The 14,314-nt window shown below is 45.5% G+C and carries 15 protein-coding genes; 6 read left to right on the forward strand and 9 right to left on the reverse strand.

The window, feature by feature from the left end; all coding sequences use genetic code 11:
- Nucleotides 1-265: 265 nt before the first annotated feature.
- The 6 genes from JNN12_01330 to JNN12_01355 form a co-directional block, all read right to left on the reverse strand.
- Nucleotides 266-871, reverse strand: a complete 606-nt coding sequence (locus tag JNN12_01330; GenBank protein MBL7976952.1) for a hypothetical protein — start codon at nucleotides 869-871, stop codon at nucleotides 266-268.
- 3 nt (nucleotides 872-874) lie between these two features.
- A complete protein-coding gene (locus JNN12_01335) occupies nucleotides 875-1,252 on the reverse strand; it encodes a hypothetical protein (protein ID MBL7976953.1) in 378 nt (125 codons plus the stop codon).
- A gap of 150 nt (nucleotides 1,253-1,402) precedes the next feature.
- Nucleotides 1,403-2,269 carry a hypothetical protein gene (locus JNN12_01340; GenBank protein ID MBL7976954.1) on the reverse strand — a complete coding sequence of 289 codons (867 nt, stop codon included), beginning with the start codon at nucleotides 2,267-2,269 and terminating at the stop codon, nucleotides 1,403-1,405.
- Nucleotides 2,253-2,468, reverse strand: coding sequence for a hypothetical protein (locus JNN12_01345; protein ID MBL7976955.1), 216 nt, complete (start codon nucleotides 2,466-2,468; stop codon nucleotides 2,253-2,255). The genes JNN12_01340 and JNN12_01345 overlap by 17 nt, the downstream gene beginning before the upstream one ends.
- A 131-nt stretch (nucleotides 2,469-2,599) precedes the next feature.
- Nucleotides 2,600-4,036 (reverse strand): insulinase family protein, encoded by a 1,437-nt coding sequence (locus JNN12_01350; protein ID MBL7976956.1) that lies wholly within the window; start codon nucleotides 4,034-4,036, stop codon nucleotides 2,600-2,602.
- Between the two features lie 67 nt (nucleotides 4,037-4,103).
- Nucleotides 4,104-5,453 carry an insulinase family protein gene (locus tag JNN12_01355; protein ID MBL7976957.1) on the reverse strand — a complete coding sequence of 450 codons (1,350 nt, stop codon included), beginning with the start codon at nucleotides 5,451-5,453 and terminating at the stop codon, nucleotides 4,104-4,106.
- Nucleotides 5,454-5,686: 233 nt separating this feature from the next.
- Here JNN12_01355 and JNN12_01360 point away from each other — a divergent pair, with 233 nt between their 5' ends.
- A complete protein-coding gene (locus JNN12_01360) occupies nucleotides 5,687-7,522 on the forward strand; it encodes a thioredoxin family protein (protein ID MBL7976958.1) in 1,836 nt (611 codons plus the stop codon).
- Between the two features lie 135 nt (nucleotides 7,523-7,657).
- Here JNN12_01360 and JNN12_01365 read toward each other — a convergent pair whose 3' ends face one another.
- The gene (locus tag JNN12_01365; protein MBL7976959.1) at nucleotides 7,658-8,482 is read right to left on the reverse strand and encodes an alpha/beta fold hydrolase; all 825 of its coding nucleotides are present in this window, start codon (nucleotides 8,480-8,482) and stop codon (nucleotides 7,658-7,660) included.
- A 416-nt stretch (nucleotides 8,483-8,898) separates the two neighbouring features.
- On the opposite strand from JNN12_01365, the gene JNN12_01370 reads away from it, so the two are divergent.
- From JNN12_01370 to JNN12_01390, 5 genes are all read left to right on the forward strand, one after another.
- On the forward strand, nucleotides 8,899-9,999 hold the full coding sequence (locus tag JNN12_01370) for an SPFH domain-containing protein (GenBank protein MBL7976960.1): 1,101 nt from the start codon (nucleotides 8,899-8,901) through the stop codon (nucleotides 9,997-9,999).
- A 288-nt stretch (nucleotides 10,000-10,287) separates the two neighbouring features.
- Entirely contained in the window at nucleotides 10,288-10,626 is a 339-nt protein-coding gene (locus tag JNN12_01375; GenBank protein MBL7976961.1) for a hypothetical protein, read from the forward strand.
- 18 nt (nucleotides 10,627-10,644) lie between these two features.
- Complete coding sequence (locus JNN12_01380; protein ID MBL7976962.1) at nucleotides 10,645-10,965, forward strand: hypothetical protein; 321 nt, start codon at nucleotides 10,645-10,647, stop codon at nucleotides 10,963-10,965.
- Nucleotides 10,966-10,969: 4 nt separating this feature from the next.
- Nucleotides 10,970-11,287: a hypothetical protein gene (locus JNN12_01385; GenBank protein MBL7976963.1), complete on the forward strand. Its 318-nt coding sequence runs from the start codon at nucleotides 10,970-10,972 to the stop codon at nucleotides 11,285-11,287.
- Between the two features lie 12 nt (nucleotides 11,288-11,299).
- Nucleotides 11,300-12,184 carry a LytTR family transcriptional regulator gene (locus tag JNN12_01390; GenBank protein ID MBL7976964.1) on the forward strand — a complete coding sequence of 295 codons (885 nt, stop codon included), beginning with the start codon at nucleotides 11,300-11,302 and terminating at the stop codon, nucleotides 12,182-12,184.
- Here JNN12_01390 and JNN12_01395 read toward each other — a convergent pair.
- Nucleotides 12,147-12,923, reverse strand: coding sequence for a (Fe-S)-binding protein (locus JNN12_01395; GenBank protein MBL7976965.1), 777 nt, complete (start codon nucleotides 12,921-12,923; stop codon nucleotides 12,147-12,149). The two genes, JNN12_01390 and JNN12_01395, sit on opposite strands and share 38 nt — an antisense overlap.
- A gap of 29 nt (nucleotides 12,924-12,952) precedes the next feature.
- Nucleotides 12,953-14,308 carry a (Fe-S)-binding protein gene (locus JNN12_01400; protein ID MBL7976966.1) on the reverse strand — a complete coding sequence of 452 codons (1,356 nt, stop codon included), beginning with the start codon at nucleotides 14,306-14,308 and terminating at the stop codon, nucleotides 12,953-12,955.
- Nucleotides 14,309-14,314: the final 6 nt, after the last annotated feature.

Raw genomic sequence — 14,314 nt, forward strand, 5'->3', positions numbered from 1 at the left:
ACGGAAATCTTCAATTACATAGCGTGCTACTACAACCCGAAAAGGAGGCATTCGGCACTGGGCTATCTTTGCCCCGACAACTTTGAGGAACGCTACTTTTCTAACTTAACGCTGTGTCCGTGAAAATGGGACCATGTCACCACCATCCCCAGCGGGTTATTGAGCACATAATTATACGGACTCCATGCTGGGTATTTCTCCGCCAGCGGGTCCACCCTCAAAACATTCTTCCCATTATCGCAGGTGTATTTTTATTTCATGTTTTTTAATTCTTTCGCAAAATCAAGTTATTGTTATTAATTAACTTATTTTTTCGAACTTTCCATATTTCATTATTGAAAAATATAGACTCGTTACTTTGAAGTCTTATCGTAATAGTTAATTTATTATTCTTGGGATTGGATAAAATATATTCATATTTATTTCCCAAATAACTTATCGTCAATATCTTCAAGTCATTAAATTTAATACTACCATAACCATTTTCGTCCACTGCAAATCCATTAGTACCATCTTCATTCAAGAGAACTCCTGCATAACCAAGAGGTAATCCACCCTCATCAATTAGTTTGACGCTTAATAATTCAATTGGTGAGCTATACTCTTCGACACAATCTATCACTCCCGTTTTAAGGGACTCATCACTATTTAATATTAATTTCTTATCATAAGAAATTTTCCAAGTTCCAAAACTTGAAGCATCAATCAAATCACCCTGTGCATAATAATTAAAAGATCCGTCTTGATTAATTTTTAAAACACGATTAATTATTGATTTATTATCAGAGTAATAATTTCCAACAATATGTTGAGTTGGGTTACAACCAAGCATACCCAATAAAATCATGATATTAGCAACGTACTTAATCATACACTATTTATAATTTAATCTCCAATCACGATAATACTCGGGTGTTGGCTTGTTTCCTTTAAGTGACAGGGATGTTTTTAGCCGAAGTTGATCACCCCTTGTAGGCGCTCCACTAAAAGTACCTGTTGGAGTATTAAGAGTCAACTGAGATGTTTTTGAACTAATCTCACTGTAAAGGTTTTTTAAGTCTGATAGTGAAGGATTTAATGGATAGCCAAGCATAGCCATCAACTCTAATTCCCATACGCCACCCGGTAACTGTTCGTAGGCTATATAATCTACGGTACCGGGGTTTGCTGATTGGTGGAATGTGGTGGCAAGAACCTGTTCAAATTCACCATTCCAATCAACCATTCCATCTAAATTCAAATCTTGCGACACATAGAGATTGTTTTGCCATAAAAGAGCCATATATGCTGTAATGTCGCTACCATCAATACCGGCATCAAATACTACTTTTTTGTCACTATTGGCATCTCCAGGCCAAAGTCCATAGCAAGGTTGATTTGTTTCACCGGGTATTTGGGATACTCATTTACACTTCATCCATGATTTTTGAGCGTCAACACCGTAAGCATTTTCTACCCAAGGAAGACGCGTGAAATCAATATGTATGGGTGTGTTACTAATTGAGCGGCTCGAACCAGTCATTACGCCCAGGTGATTACGATGTCGTATAGCAACATAATAATTACCCGCAGCAATATTAAACTTGACCGGAGATACTTTATCTAAGTCCACAATATCAGCATCTCGTTGTACCAAAGCCGGACGGGAATACACAACCTGTTCAGGGAAGGCCGAATTCCGCAACTCTACAATCACCCAATCAACAATGGCATCATACTGGTTGGCTGGTACAGCAAGAATATTAGGTGCCGTTGCACCATTACCACATGTTCCTACATATGGATAGTTATAATTACTCCCCGAATATGGTTCACTTGTTGGTAATAGGCCAAGTGAACGCAGATTATCTCTCATGTACCCAGTACCATTGTACCCAGAACCAACTTGCACACCTTGATCGTGTGCTCCTGTAAGCAATACTTTGGCCGTTAGTTGAATACCTGTCCCACATCCAGATGTGTTGGTTGTGGTCGTCATTGCTGCCACAGCCGATTTACTTGTGGCACTCGTTTGATGAAAACCTGCAATCAACTTCTCTAACCGTCGAATTTCTGATTGGGTTTTTTTAGGTAGTTGGTCGAAATTTTTTTGTATCTCCGTATGGATACAAGATGAAAACGCCTCTGTATTTCCTTTTTGTTTTTCGCAGTTCTTAATAGCTGGGATACTTAGCCTATACACAGGTGCATAAAGGCGGCTTAACCGTTCGGTAAGAGAGTCAGGCGCTGCTTTCATCCGGCTAAAGGTTCCATCACTCGAACTTGACATTAGAGGTGTTTGAAGTTGTGAAGACTTCGGTTCGTCCTGCGGATGCATCCACCACAGAAAACCGTCCCAACGTGCCTAAGCCAAAAGGAAATGCACTGCCAAAAGCTACACCGCCACCAGTAAAAGGGGCGGCACATGCTGCGGGCGGAGCCATGTGTAACAATTTGCCCAATCCGGAATACTGGGAGTGGCTGGGCATTTGCGATTAGGCCAATCGTTTTCACGCAACAACACCCATTTTTGCCAGTTTGATGGTGTATGAGCGTTTGTATAAAACAAAACCCGGTCAGTAAAAACCAACCGGGCATACAGAATACAATACGTTGATCCTTATTTTAGCACTGGGATGGCTCCCAGAACCTCTTCTTTTGTCAATACTTTAATGGGGCCAAGGCTGAGGGCTTCTATCCCGTCACGAATTTTGGAAAGGTCTCCCACCATCACAATCACCATATTCGCGGGATCCACATATTGTTGCGCCGCCCGCTCTATCTGGGTCTTGGTTAACCCCAAAATATTCGGTACATAGGTATTAAAATAGTTATCCGGCAGGTTGTGGGTAATTTTCTCTGATATATTGGCAGCGAGTGCGTTTACGGTCCCAAAGTTTTCCGGATAGCCGAGTGCTTCATAATTACGGGCACGGTTCATTTCATCGTCCGAGACGTTTCGGATATTGGTGAGTTCCTTCATGAATTCGTTCACGGCTTTATCAGTAACGTCCGTTTGTACGGCAGAGGATGCAATAAAGTGCCCCACCGAGCGCGGGAACGAAAATCCGGAATTGGCGCCATAAGCATAACCATGCGTTTCACGAATGTTTTGGTTGAGCCGCGACGAAAATGATCCGCCCAAAATGGTATTCATGATAGTGATCGCAAAGTAGTCCGGGGTACTGCGACGAACACCTGCACTGCCAAACCGCAGTTCCGTTTGCGCCGCACCGGGTTTGTCCACTAGATAGAGGGTGCGCCCAATCGTTTTAGCAGGATCAGAAATGGTCACCTTTTTTGCGGTTCCTCCTTTCCACAAGCCAAAACGTGCATCAAGTTTGGCCTTGATGGTTTCTTTGGCAACGTCTCCAACCACCAAAAAACTAGAATTTGCGGCGGTAATGGTTTGGCGGTAAAACCCTTGGATATCAGCAATCGAGATGTTCTTCAGCGTAGATTCGGTGGCCCGGCGTGCAAAAGGATGTGCTTTGCCATAAATCAATTGGTTGAAGGCCGTGCTGGCAATAATCCGGGCTTCGTCGTGCGCCTGTGCCAATGCAACCAAACTTTCGCGCTGGCGACGTTCCCACTCGGCAGCCTCGAAACGGGGCTTGAGCACCACATCACGCATTAAGTCTAAAGCCGCATCCAATCGAGATACCGGAGTAAAAAGGCCCACAGACATTTCGTCGGCACTGGCATAACTCTGAAGCATGATACCGAGATAATCAATCTCATCAGATAGTTGGAGTGCATTGCGGTTTCCGGCTCCGTCACGCATCAACGTTGCCGTTGCCGTTGCCAGCCCGATTTTGTCTTCCGGGTCGTTGGCCGTACCGCCATTAGACCGTATCGTGATAGAGACATGCGGTACACCTGTCTTCTGGAGGTAATATACCTTTACACCATTTTTCAGGATAAATTGCTCCACTTTTGGAACCATGAGACTTCTCGGCGCTTCCGAAACAGGAGGCTTTGTGCGATCGGCTTTTTGTGCCACCAGCGAATGCACGGTAAGCAACAGCCCCAGAAAAAAAGCAAGAATAGCTTTCATAAAAGTTTATTTTTAATCGGTTGTATAATCAATAAATATTGGCAGTTTTTTTCAGATATGCCTTATGTCATTGGATGGCCAAGTCTGTCTTGCCCTTGGGAACTACACTCAACACCACGCGCTTTTTTGGATTTAGGTATTGACGGACCGACGCCGAAATATCGGAAGGTTGAAGGGCTTTATAGCGGCTAAAGTCTTCGTTCAACCAATCAGGATTTCCGGCAAAGCGATAATACGACTGTAGCATCTCTGCCTTGGCCATCGGCGACTCCATTTGACGAAGGATGTTGGATTCATTTTGGTGGATAACCCGCTGTACTTCGCGTTCGGTTGGTGCGGTGGTCGTTAATTTTCCGATTTCCTCGTCTATGACCGCTTGTAATTGTGCCAGTTTAATGCCTGGGCGTGCAGTGGCCACCACCATAAACATGCCACCTAAAGCACTTCCATCCTGATAAACACTAACATTCTGTGCAATTTGTAATTCATAAACCAATCGTTTGTAGAGGCGCGAATTTTTACCATTGGCCAATACATCCGCAGCTACATCCATTTCCGCATCTCCGGGCGCATAACGCGCCGGGCTTTGATAGGCCAAATAAAGACGTGGTAACTGAACATTGTCCTCGATAGTCAATTTCTTTTCGTCAAGCAACCCGAAGACGGGGGCCGTTGGACGTATCACCGCTTCGCCTTGCGGAATTTCATTGAACCAGTATTTTACTTTTTCCAAAGCCTTGGCGGGCTCAATATCACCCGCAATCACGAGGACGGCATTGTTTGGGGCATAATACTTTTTAAAAAACTCTACCACGTCTTCATAGGAAGCGGCCGTCAAATCATCCATATACCCAATAACGGGCCAATTATAGGGATGGTCTTTGGGATAAAAGTTCTCTAAAATTGTCTGAAAGGCCATGCCATATGGGCGGTTTTCGTAGCTCTGGCGGCGCTCATTTTTGACCACATCCCGCTGGCCATCCACTTTTCCCGGAGACATGGCTTCCAGCAGATAACCCATTCGATCACTTTCTAAGAATAGAGCCAAGTCCAACGCATTGGCGGGCAAGGTTTCGTAATAATTGGTGCGGTCTTGGGTAGTAGAGCCATTGTTATTCCCCCCAACGGCCTCTAGTAGGTTATCAAAGTCACCTTCTTTGACGTTCCCAGAGCCTTCAAACATGATATGCTCGAAAAGGTGCGCAAATCCGGTACGCTTGGGCTTTTCATAAGAAGATCCCACATGATACCATACATTGACGGTCACCATAGGAACCGTATGGTCTTCATGAAGGATCACGGTTAGCCCATTGTCTAAGGTATGGACGGTATGGGGAATGCTTAATGCTTTTTCCTGCGCCCGTATGCCGGATATGGTAACGAGCAATAAGAACAATAAAGAAAAGAATGACTTCATATAGGTTAGATTTAAATGGAATGGGACGCAAAAAAGACGCACCGCTTTGGGGAGAAGTTACAGCATCATCGGGCTATATTGCACGGGTTTTACCCAATTGCTGGTATATTCTTTGGATTTTACGGTAGAGAGAGCCAGTATTGGTGTGCTCAGTTAGATTTATCAGGGAAGTACGGATTGACAAAAATTGTGTTGTATCTTAGGCTAAATCCCAAAAAAAAATCGTCCGTTTTATGAAACCATTGTTTTCCTTCTTCTTTCTCTTCTGGGGGGTGGCTTTTGCCCAAAACAACCCATCTTCTCCGGTCATTTTATCACCAGAGAAGCCGCTTCAAACGACACTAGTGGTCATTACCTATAACCCCGCCTCACCAAAAGCAACATTACAGAAGGTTGGCCAAATGGAACTGGTGGAAATACATAACGGAAAACCCTTTGAAGTTTATCCGATGACCCTAGAGAACGGACGCTGGCAAGTAACCCTTCCGGCTTTTCAGGACCAAGTTTATGTCGTTTTTGGATTCCGGAGTGGGGACAAAACCGATGATAATGAAGGTCACTGGTGGGATTTCCTCCTCTACGAGCCTTCCGGCAAACCACTCCGAAATGCACTGTACATGCGGGCTTTTTCCCATGCGGAGCGTAATTATGATGCCACTACCACAAACATTCTGAAAAATAAAGATTTACAGGCAGAAGTGATAGCCCATCCGGAAAATCTGATTGCCCATACCATCCGATTGAAGGAATCTCTGGCCACCGAAGGCCAAGAAAAGGTTATGACAGAAGCCCGTAGGTTGGCACAAACCATGTGGGCAACCACCCAAAACCCAATCGAAACCTTTGGAGGGCTTTCCTTTCTTTGGCGACAACTTGGCAAAACAGAAGAACTTACTGCATTAAAAAACAAAATCTTACGGGAAAACCCTAACGGAGAATTGGCCATCCGGCTAAAGTTATCCGAACTATTGGAAAGCAGAGAAACCTCCTGCGACAAAATCAATGACTTTTTACAAGCACATGGCGAACAAGTAGTCCCAAACGATTATCGGCTATATAGTGTCTTTAATCAATACAAAAATTGTAAAGACCGCCAAAAGATGTTCTACTGGGCTACCAAATATGCCGAACTCAGTCCAGAAATGGCTTCTTATGCCAATAGAACCTTGGCGAGTGCCTTTTTGGAAAGTGGCTTTGCCCCAGAGGCCGAATCCTTTATACAAAAAGCCATTACAGCAGAAAATACCGAAATTTTTCGTTCCTACATGAAACAGGATGCCAACAGGAAATGGCGCCCAACCTCCATCAATGGCGATAAACTGGCACTTGCCCGCGCCGATTTAAAGGCCAATAACCTAAAATTGGCCGGAAAAATATACCTTGCACTTTCTAAAAAGGAGACTGCTTACGAAGCCCTGAAAACAACCGGAAAAATTCTACCAGACGATAAAGAAGTGGCGATGGATTTTGCCCAGACCGCCGAAGCCCTTGGCTTGCACCAAGAAGCCTTCGATACCTACTTTGTATGGGCCAAAAAAGACCAGGACAATCAAGAAGCTTTTAAGGGGCTTGCACGAAACCATGCACAACTGAAAAATAATGTTGCCAATTGGAAAACCATACAGACCCAATTGGAAGACATTTGGAGCAAAAAACCAGCACCTCGCTTCACCGTTGCCGATTATGACCCCAAACGGGATCCCGCAAAAGACTTGGAGGCCACACTGGCACAAGCCCGTACCGAAGAAAAACAAGTGATGCTTTTTGTTGGCGGTCAATGGTGTACGTGGTGCCATGCCCTAACTCGCTACTTTAAACAGAACGAACAGGTGGCACAATTGCTCCAAGACCGATACCTGATTATGAAGGTGAACTTTAGTGAGGAAAACGAAAATACCGATTTTTTATCCAAGTATCCGCCCATTTCAGGATACCCCCATTTATACTTTCTTGCTGCGGATGGGAAGTTGTTACACACTCAAAATACGGGTGAAATAGAAATGGGTGTCGGGATGGCCTATGACGATCGAAAAGTGATGGACATGCTGGTTAAGTGGTCTGGGAAATAGCCCCATGTCCACACTGCGTCGTACCCATATAAAAAATGGGAACCAAGCGTTGTCTTGAGGACATCCACCTTTGAGAATGCTCCAAGACGCTCGGTTCCCACCACGCTTTTCTATTTCCCCCTTTGTCTAAAGGTATTAAAGGGCCACATTCTCGTGAAGCCGTTCGTTTTCAAACACTGGAAATTGTTCGTTTAACCACCCCAAGAGCGCTTCATTAAAGAGAGTCGGCTGTTCCATCATCGGTGCGTGGCCACACTGTGGGATAAAACGCAACGTGGAATGCGGTAGGTGTGCATGTAACTCCTCGGCCACATCAGGTTGTGTCAAACGGTCTTGCTCGCCCCAGAGCAATAAAGTGGGCATCCGAAGGTGCGCCAAAAACGGACAAACAGTATCACTTTTGGAAGAACGGCCCATGGCGATAAGGCGCAGGGCCTGTTCGCGGTTAGAGATTATCCCCTTCATTTCTTCCATCAACTCCGGAGTTACGTGTTTTTCAGCATTGTGGAAAGTAAATCCTGCGTGCATCCGTAGGAAATCGTCGTCGTTTCGCCGGAAAAACTCACTTTTCATCGCCAATTCCCGAATACCCGCAGAACCAGACAAGACCATTCCAGAAACTTCAAGGGGGTAACTCCGGCTATAAAACATGGCTACCTGACCACCCAGCGAATTGCCAACCAAGATCAGTTTTTTAGGCAAACCAATCGTGTTTAAGAACCCATGTACCCATTCCACCAATCCCTTAATGTGGGTTTGACGGAGTGGTAAGTGGTAACAAGGCAAAATGGGCGCAATAACCCGATAGCCTGCCTCGGTAAAGGGCAGCACATTGTCTTGCCAATTCCGAATGTCTCCCAACATCCCATGCAGAAAAAGAAGGGCTGTTGCATTCTCCGGCCCTTCATCCCAATACTCGTATGATTCTTTTTGTCTTACGATAAAACGATAAGATTGCATAAATGTGCATTTCATTGTTCATTAAACGCCTTCCAACCTATGAAGCATCTTGCTAACAAAGGTCGAAAGCACCTCCAGCGATAAGCATTGTTTGGCCACTACCGAAGATATTAAAACCTAATAGCGCATTGGGATTTTGGAAATACGGTTCACTTGCAAATCTGTGTAGGGATTTTTGATACAGTATGTAAGGTACAGCCTTGCAGGTTATTGGCCATAACTGGCGTTCTTTGACAGGGCAGAGGACACAACTGACGATCTGCAAACACCAAGAGCTAATGACTTCTTTTCAGAAATCAAAGATGTTCAACCAAAGTGGATGGAACGAAAGTTGGACAGAATGCGTTTGCGTAGTATATTTGTTCAGCCATTTTAAACAATAACTTTCCAGATCACCCCTTTTCAGGAGCGAAGCCATGTCCCTTTGGAGCCGCATCTCAGGCGAATTTATTGACATTATTGAGTGGATGGACGACACACGAGACACGATGGTGTTCCGGTTTGAACGACATCAAAACGAAATAAAATACGGAGCAAAACTAATTGTTCGCGAAGGACAAGCAGCCGTATTGATCAATGAAGGAAAACTTGCCGATGTATTCGGTCCTGGAACATACACGTTAGAGACCAAAAATCTGCCCGTCCTCTCAACCTTACAAGGGTGGAAATATGGCTTCGAAAGCCCCTTTAAGGCTGAGGTATATTTTGTGACTACCCGCCAATTCACCGAGTTAAAGTGGGGCACGCAGAACCCGGTCATGGTTCGTGACCCCGAGTTTGGTCCGGTGCGGGTAAGAGCCTTCGGCACCTATGCCATACGAATCCAAAATGTATCCCAATTTCTGACGGAAGTGGTGGGAACAGATTCAAACTTTGGAACGGAGGAGATCACCCAACAACTGCGCAATATTGTGGTCTCGCGTTTTACCAACTTAATTGGTACCGCAAAAACCCCGGTCTTGGACATGGCAGGAAATTATGATCAATTAGGAGAATTTCTCACCAAGCGGCTCGCTCCGGAGTTTGAACAATATGGGCTTACGCTCACCAAGATGTTGGTAGAGAATATTTCGCTCCCGCCGGAGGTGGAAGAAGTATTAGACAAACGGACGAGTATGGGAGTGGCGGGCAATTTAAATGCCTATATGCAATTTCAAACGGCCAATAGCATTCCGGACATGGCACAACAACCGGGTGGATTGGCTGGCGGGGCTTTTGGTGCCGGCGTGGGCTGGCAAATGGCGAATCAAATGGGGCAAGCCTTCCAACAACAGCCCGTCTCTGCGATGTCGCCGCCGCCAGTTCCCAATGTATCTTTTCATGTGGCGGTGAATGGTCAAGCGACTGGCCCTTACGACCTCCAGACCTTGCAACAACAGGTGCTTTCCGGACATCTAAAAACCGCCTCGTTGGTTTGGCGACAAGGCATGACTGGCTGGGAGCCTGCCGAGAAGGTGGCGGAATTGGCCGTGTTGTTTACGCAGTTACCCCCACCCGTCCCACCACCTGCTGTTTAAGGAATGGGGAATGCCTTTTGAAAATAGCGATAAGCGGCTCATACATTTCTATCGCGTGGATAAAAATGGCAACATATACGGAATATCCTAAGCGCGGTGTCTTGTTATGACATTACAGATGGCATGAATTAAATCATTAAATTTCTATTTGAAAGTTTGTAAATAGAAAAATAGGGTTACAGAGTCGTAAAAAACTTTTTAGGACGCTATCGCAAATTATTTCACCTTCATGCTGTAACCCACGCCCTAAAGTTCCGTAACGATCTGACTAAAACCCTCAAGCCTACCATGGAAAACTTAGCAGAATTGTTTATCGTATTGGGCACAGCTGTTGTCTTGCCCATCACCATTGTCACCATGTCCCTCCGGCACAAACGGTATAAGCTAGATTTAGAACACCGTGAACGAATGGAACTAAAAAGCAGTACGTCGGACAATTCCCTTACCTCTGCTGAATTAAAAAGCCTCATTCGTCAAACGGTGGAAGAAGCAACCCTACCTTTGCAAAATAAAGTAGCAGACTTGGAAGGAGAACTCCGGCTTCTTAAATCTACCACAGACATCCCGTCTTCGGCCACGGAAAATGACATAGAAAAATCCGTAGGGAAGGCCAAAGTTCAGGCATAACCCCAAATTTTTATCGTTATGGTACACCCCAGCATTATCATTTTTTTAATGGCCATTGCCGCCGTACCAATCACCATTGTTGGGATGGTCTTACGATTTAAGCGGATGAAGCTGGAGATGGAATACCGTCGGCAACCAAGTCTCTCTGACGATGCAGGCTTTTCTGCCAACGAATTAAAACACTTAATCGAAGAAGCCGTAGAAAAAGGTAATGCCCCCCTACGTGAGCGCCTTGCTCAGTTAGAAGTTGCGCAACAAGAATTTCTCCACCTTCAGATTCCCGGCCAAGAAACCGAGCGCTCCATCGGGAAGAACCCAACTCCCATAAAACAAGCCTAAAACTATGGATCCAAATTTCATCCCCGTTATAGCCATCATGATGGGAGCCGCCGTTGCCATTGCCTCCATTGTGGCCAAAACCAGACGATACAAATGGGACTTAGATGCCAAAATGTGGGGGCAGAAAGAAGACAACTCCATGTCTTCCTCCGAGCTAAAAGGCATGATGCAAGAAGCCGTGTCGGAGGCTACCGCACCGTTACAACAACGATTGGCAGCCTTGGAAACAGAAAATAAATGGCTGAAGTCCATGATGCCGTTACCTGCTGACTCTACACCGGACGACAAATCGCTTGGTCGGAACAAGGTCAAAACAGATTAACCTGCTCGGAGTATGCGCCCTCGCCAAGAATCCCTTCGAATCGCCTCTGGATTTGATAAAAGCAAAATCGTCTTGGTGGCATTTTTGGCCTTCGTTCCGATTGTATTGACCATTTTTCAAGATTATTTAGAAGCCCATTTCCAGAAATACCATTTTTATTTTTCCGAGTCTTTATTATTTAGTCTGATCTGGTGGTTGTTTATCCCGCTGTTATTGATTCAATATGTGTTCCTCAAGGCCGGAAAAATCACCGGATGGTGGAAAATTCCGGGGTTTGTGGTATTGCCCGCTTTGCTCCATTTTCTTTTATATCCAGCATTGGTCTGGGCGATTTCAGCAATGTGGTATGAGCATACCTTCCGTTTTGACAGAACGTTGCAATACGCCTTGGCAGAGTATCCGCTGATCGTCCTAATGGTCTATGTCGGAGGCTGGTTTGTTTCTTTACGGCCTGCCGTATGGCCCAAAACAACCATTTCTGAAAGAATCCCTATACAACAAGAAGTAGAACAAAGTACGGTTGTTTACCTACAATCTCTTGAAGTTACCGAAAATGGCCTCCAAAACAGGATCCCTACCTCCGAGCTGATTTACTTATCGGCCCAGACTCCATACGTCTGTTTGCACACGGCTTCCAAAAAGCACCTCGTTCAGAGTTCACTCCGGCGTTTGGAGCAAAAACTAAACCCGCAACACTTTGTACGGGTTCATAAAACAACGATGGTCAATATAGACTTTGTGGCCGCTTTGAAATCGCGTCTAAACGGTGACTACGACTTAACCATGCAAGATGGAACCTCGCTCCGGCTTAGCCGAAACTATGTACAGGCGTTTAAACAAGCATTTAAAACCCGATGTGCTACAGTCGTTCTGCCACCAGTTCTGCGAGATCCTTGACCAATATGTCGTCTTGTTTTTCTTTGGACTTGATCCCATCTTGTAACATAGTGATGCAGAATGGACAATTGGCGGCGATGACATGGGCATGAGTGGAGAGGGCTTCTTCGGTTCTTTCCATGTTAATTCGTTTATCACCCGGTTCGTCTTCTTTAAACATTTGCGCCCCTCCCGCTCCACAACACAACCCATTCGATTTAGACCGCTTCATTTCCACCAAATCGGCGTCCAGTTCGGCAAGAATGGCACGTGGAATTTCATACACCCCATTCACCCGCCCCAAATAACACGAGTCGTGATAGGTAATGCGCTTGCCTTTAAAGGGACCACCTTCCTTGAGTTTAAGACGGCCCTGTAAAAACAATTGCTGGATGAGTTGGGTATGGTGCAGCACCTCGTAGTTTCCACCCAATGCCGGATAATCGTTTTTAAGCGTATTAAAGCAATGAGGGCAAGCGGTTACAATTTTTTGAATGCCATACCCTTCCAGAACCTGAATATTTTGTAGGGCAGCCATTTGGAAAACGAATTCGTTCCCTGCACGCCGCGCTGCATCCCCCGTACAGTTTTCTTCGTTGCCCAGAATGGCATACGATATGCCTGCCTCGTGTAGGATTTTACAGAAGGCACGGGTTACTTTTTGGGCACGGTTGTCAAAACTTCCGGCACAGCCCACCCAGAACAAAATTTCCGGACTTTTTCCTTCTGACACAAGTTCAGCTAAAACAGGGATTTGCATATTATTAATTCTTTAAGCCGAAGAACAAATCACGCTTCTTGGGTCCAGGCATCGCGGGCAACAGGCATTTGCCAAACGGCTCCGCTGTTTTCCACACTCGTAAACATTGGAACCCACTCTTGTGGGCCAGCCGCCTCGGTCAGGATTTCATACCGCCGTAGTTCTAAGATCGGAACCACCGGATTAATCATCACCGGACAGGCTTCTACGCAGGCATTACACGTGGTACATGCGTGGATTTCCTCGCGGCTGATATAGTCGAAGAGGCTCTTGCCGTCTGCATAATTTTCTACCGTTAGCACGTCCCCCCCTTTTTCGGGGTTGATGAATGGGGTATGATTCACCTCGATGTGTTGCCCAATTTCTTCCGCTCGATCCCGAATATCCATCATAATCTTTCGCGGTGAAAGTTTCTTGCCAGTGATGTTTGCCGGACACGCCTCGGTACAGCGGCCACATTCGGTACAGGTATAGGCATCCATAACGGTCTTCCAACTTAAGTCAAACACGTCTTTGGCCCCAAATTCCGACATTTCGCCCCCCTCAGTTGCGTTCTCGGACTCTTCCACCAATCCCATCATGCTTTTCACCTCGTTCATAATCACAGGCATATTATCCATTTCTCCACGGGGTTTTAGGCGCGAGAAATAGACATTAGGAAACGCCAGCATAATGTGTAAGTGCTTGGAATAGGGTAGATAGTTCAGAAATGCCAAGACCGTGAGCAAATGCAACCACCACCCAAATCGTTCTACGGCCACCAACGTCCCCTCCGAAAGCCCCCCAAACAAGACTGGCCCCAACCAACCACTTATGGCCAGAAATCCAGTATCGGGATAATGATCTGGGCGGATTTTTTGCAAGACCACATCTGCCCCATTCATGCAAAAAATACCTGTAATGAGGATAATTTCTCCAAACAAGATGAGGTTCGCATCTAAACGCGGCCAACCATCCAGTTCTGACTTGGTAAAACGGGGAATTTTGAGCAAGTTACGACGCGCCAAGAACGTAATTGTGGCCACAAAAGCCAGTACCGATAATACTTCAATGAAACTTATCACAAATGTATAAAATCCACCCAAGTATGGCGCAAATATTCGGTGATTCCCCGTAAAACCATCTATAAAAATCTCCACCAACTCAATTTGTGTAATCACAAACGCAACGTAGATACAAAGGTGGAGTACTGCTGGCAACCACTGCTTAAACATCTTCTTTTGCCCAAAGGCGACCAATAAGACGTTTTTACGACGTATAGCAACGTCTCCGGTGATGACTTCCGGTTTGCCTAAGTGGATGTTTTGGTAAATACGGCGAAACGAGCGGAAAGCCATTAGACCAGCCACTGCCACTACTACGACAAAAAGAAGGGGTTGCAACATATTATC

The organism is Bacteroidetes Order II. bacterium, assembly GCA_016788705.1.
In the GTDB taxonomy this organism is placed as follows: domain Bacteria; phylum Bacteroidota; class Rhodothermia; order Rhodothermales; family UBA2364; genus UBA2364.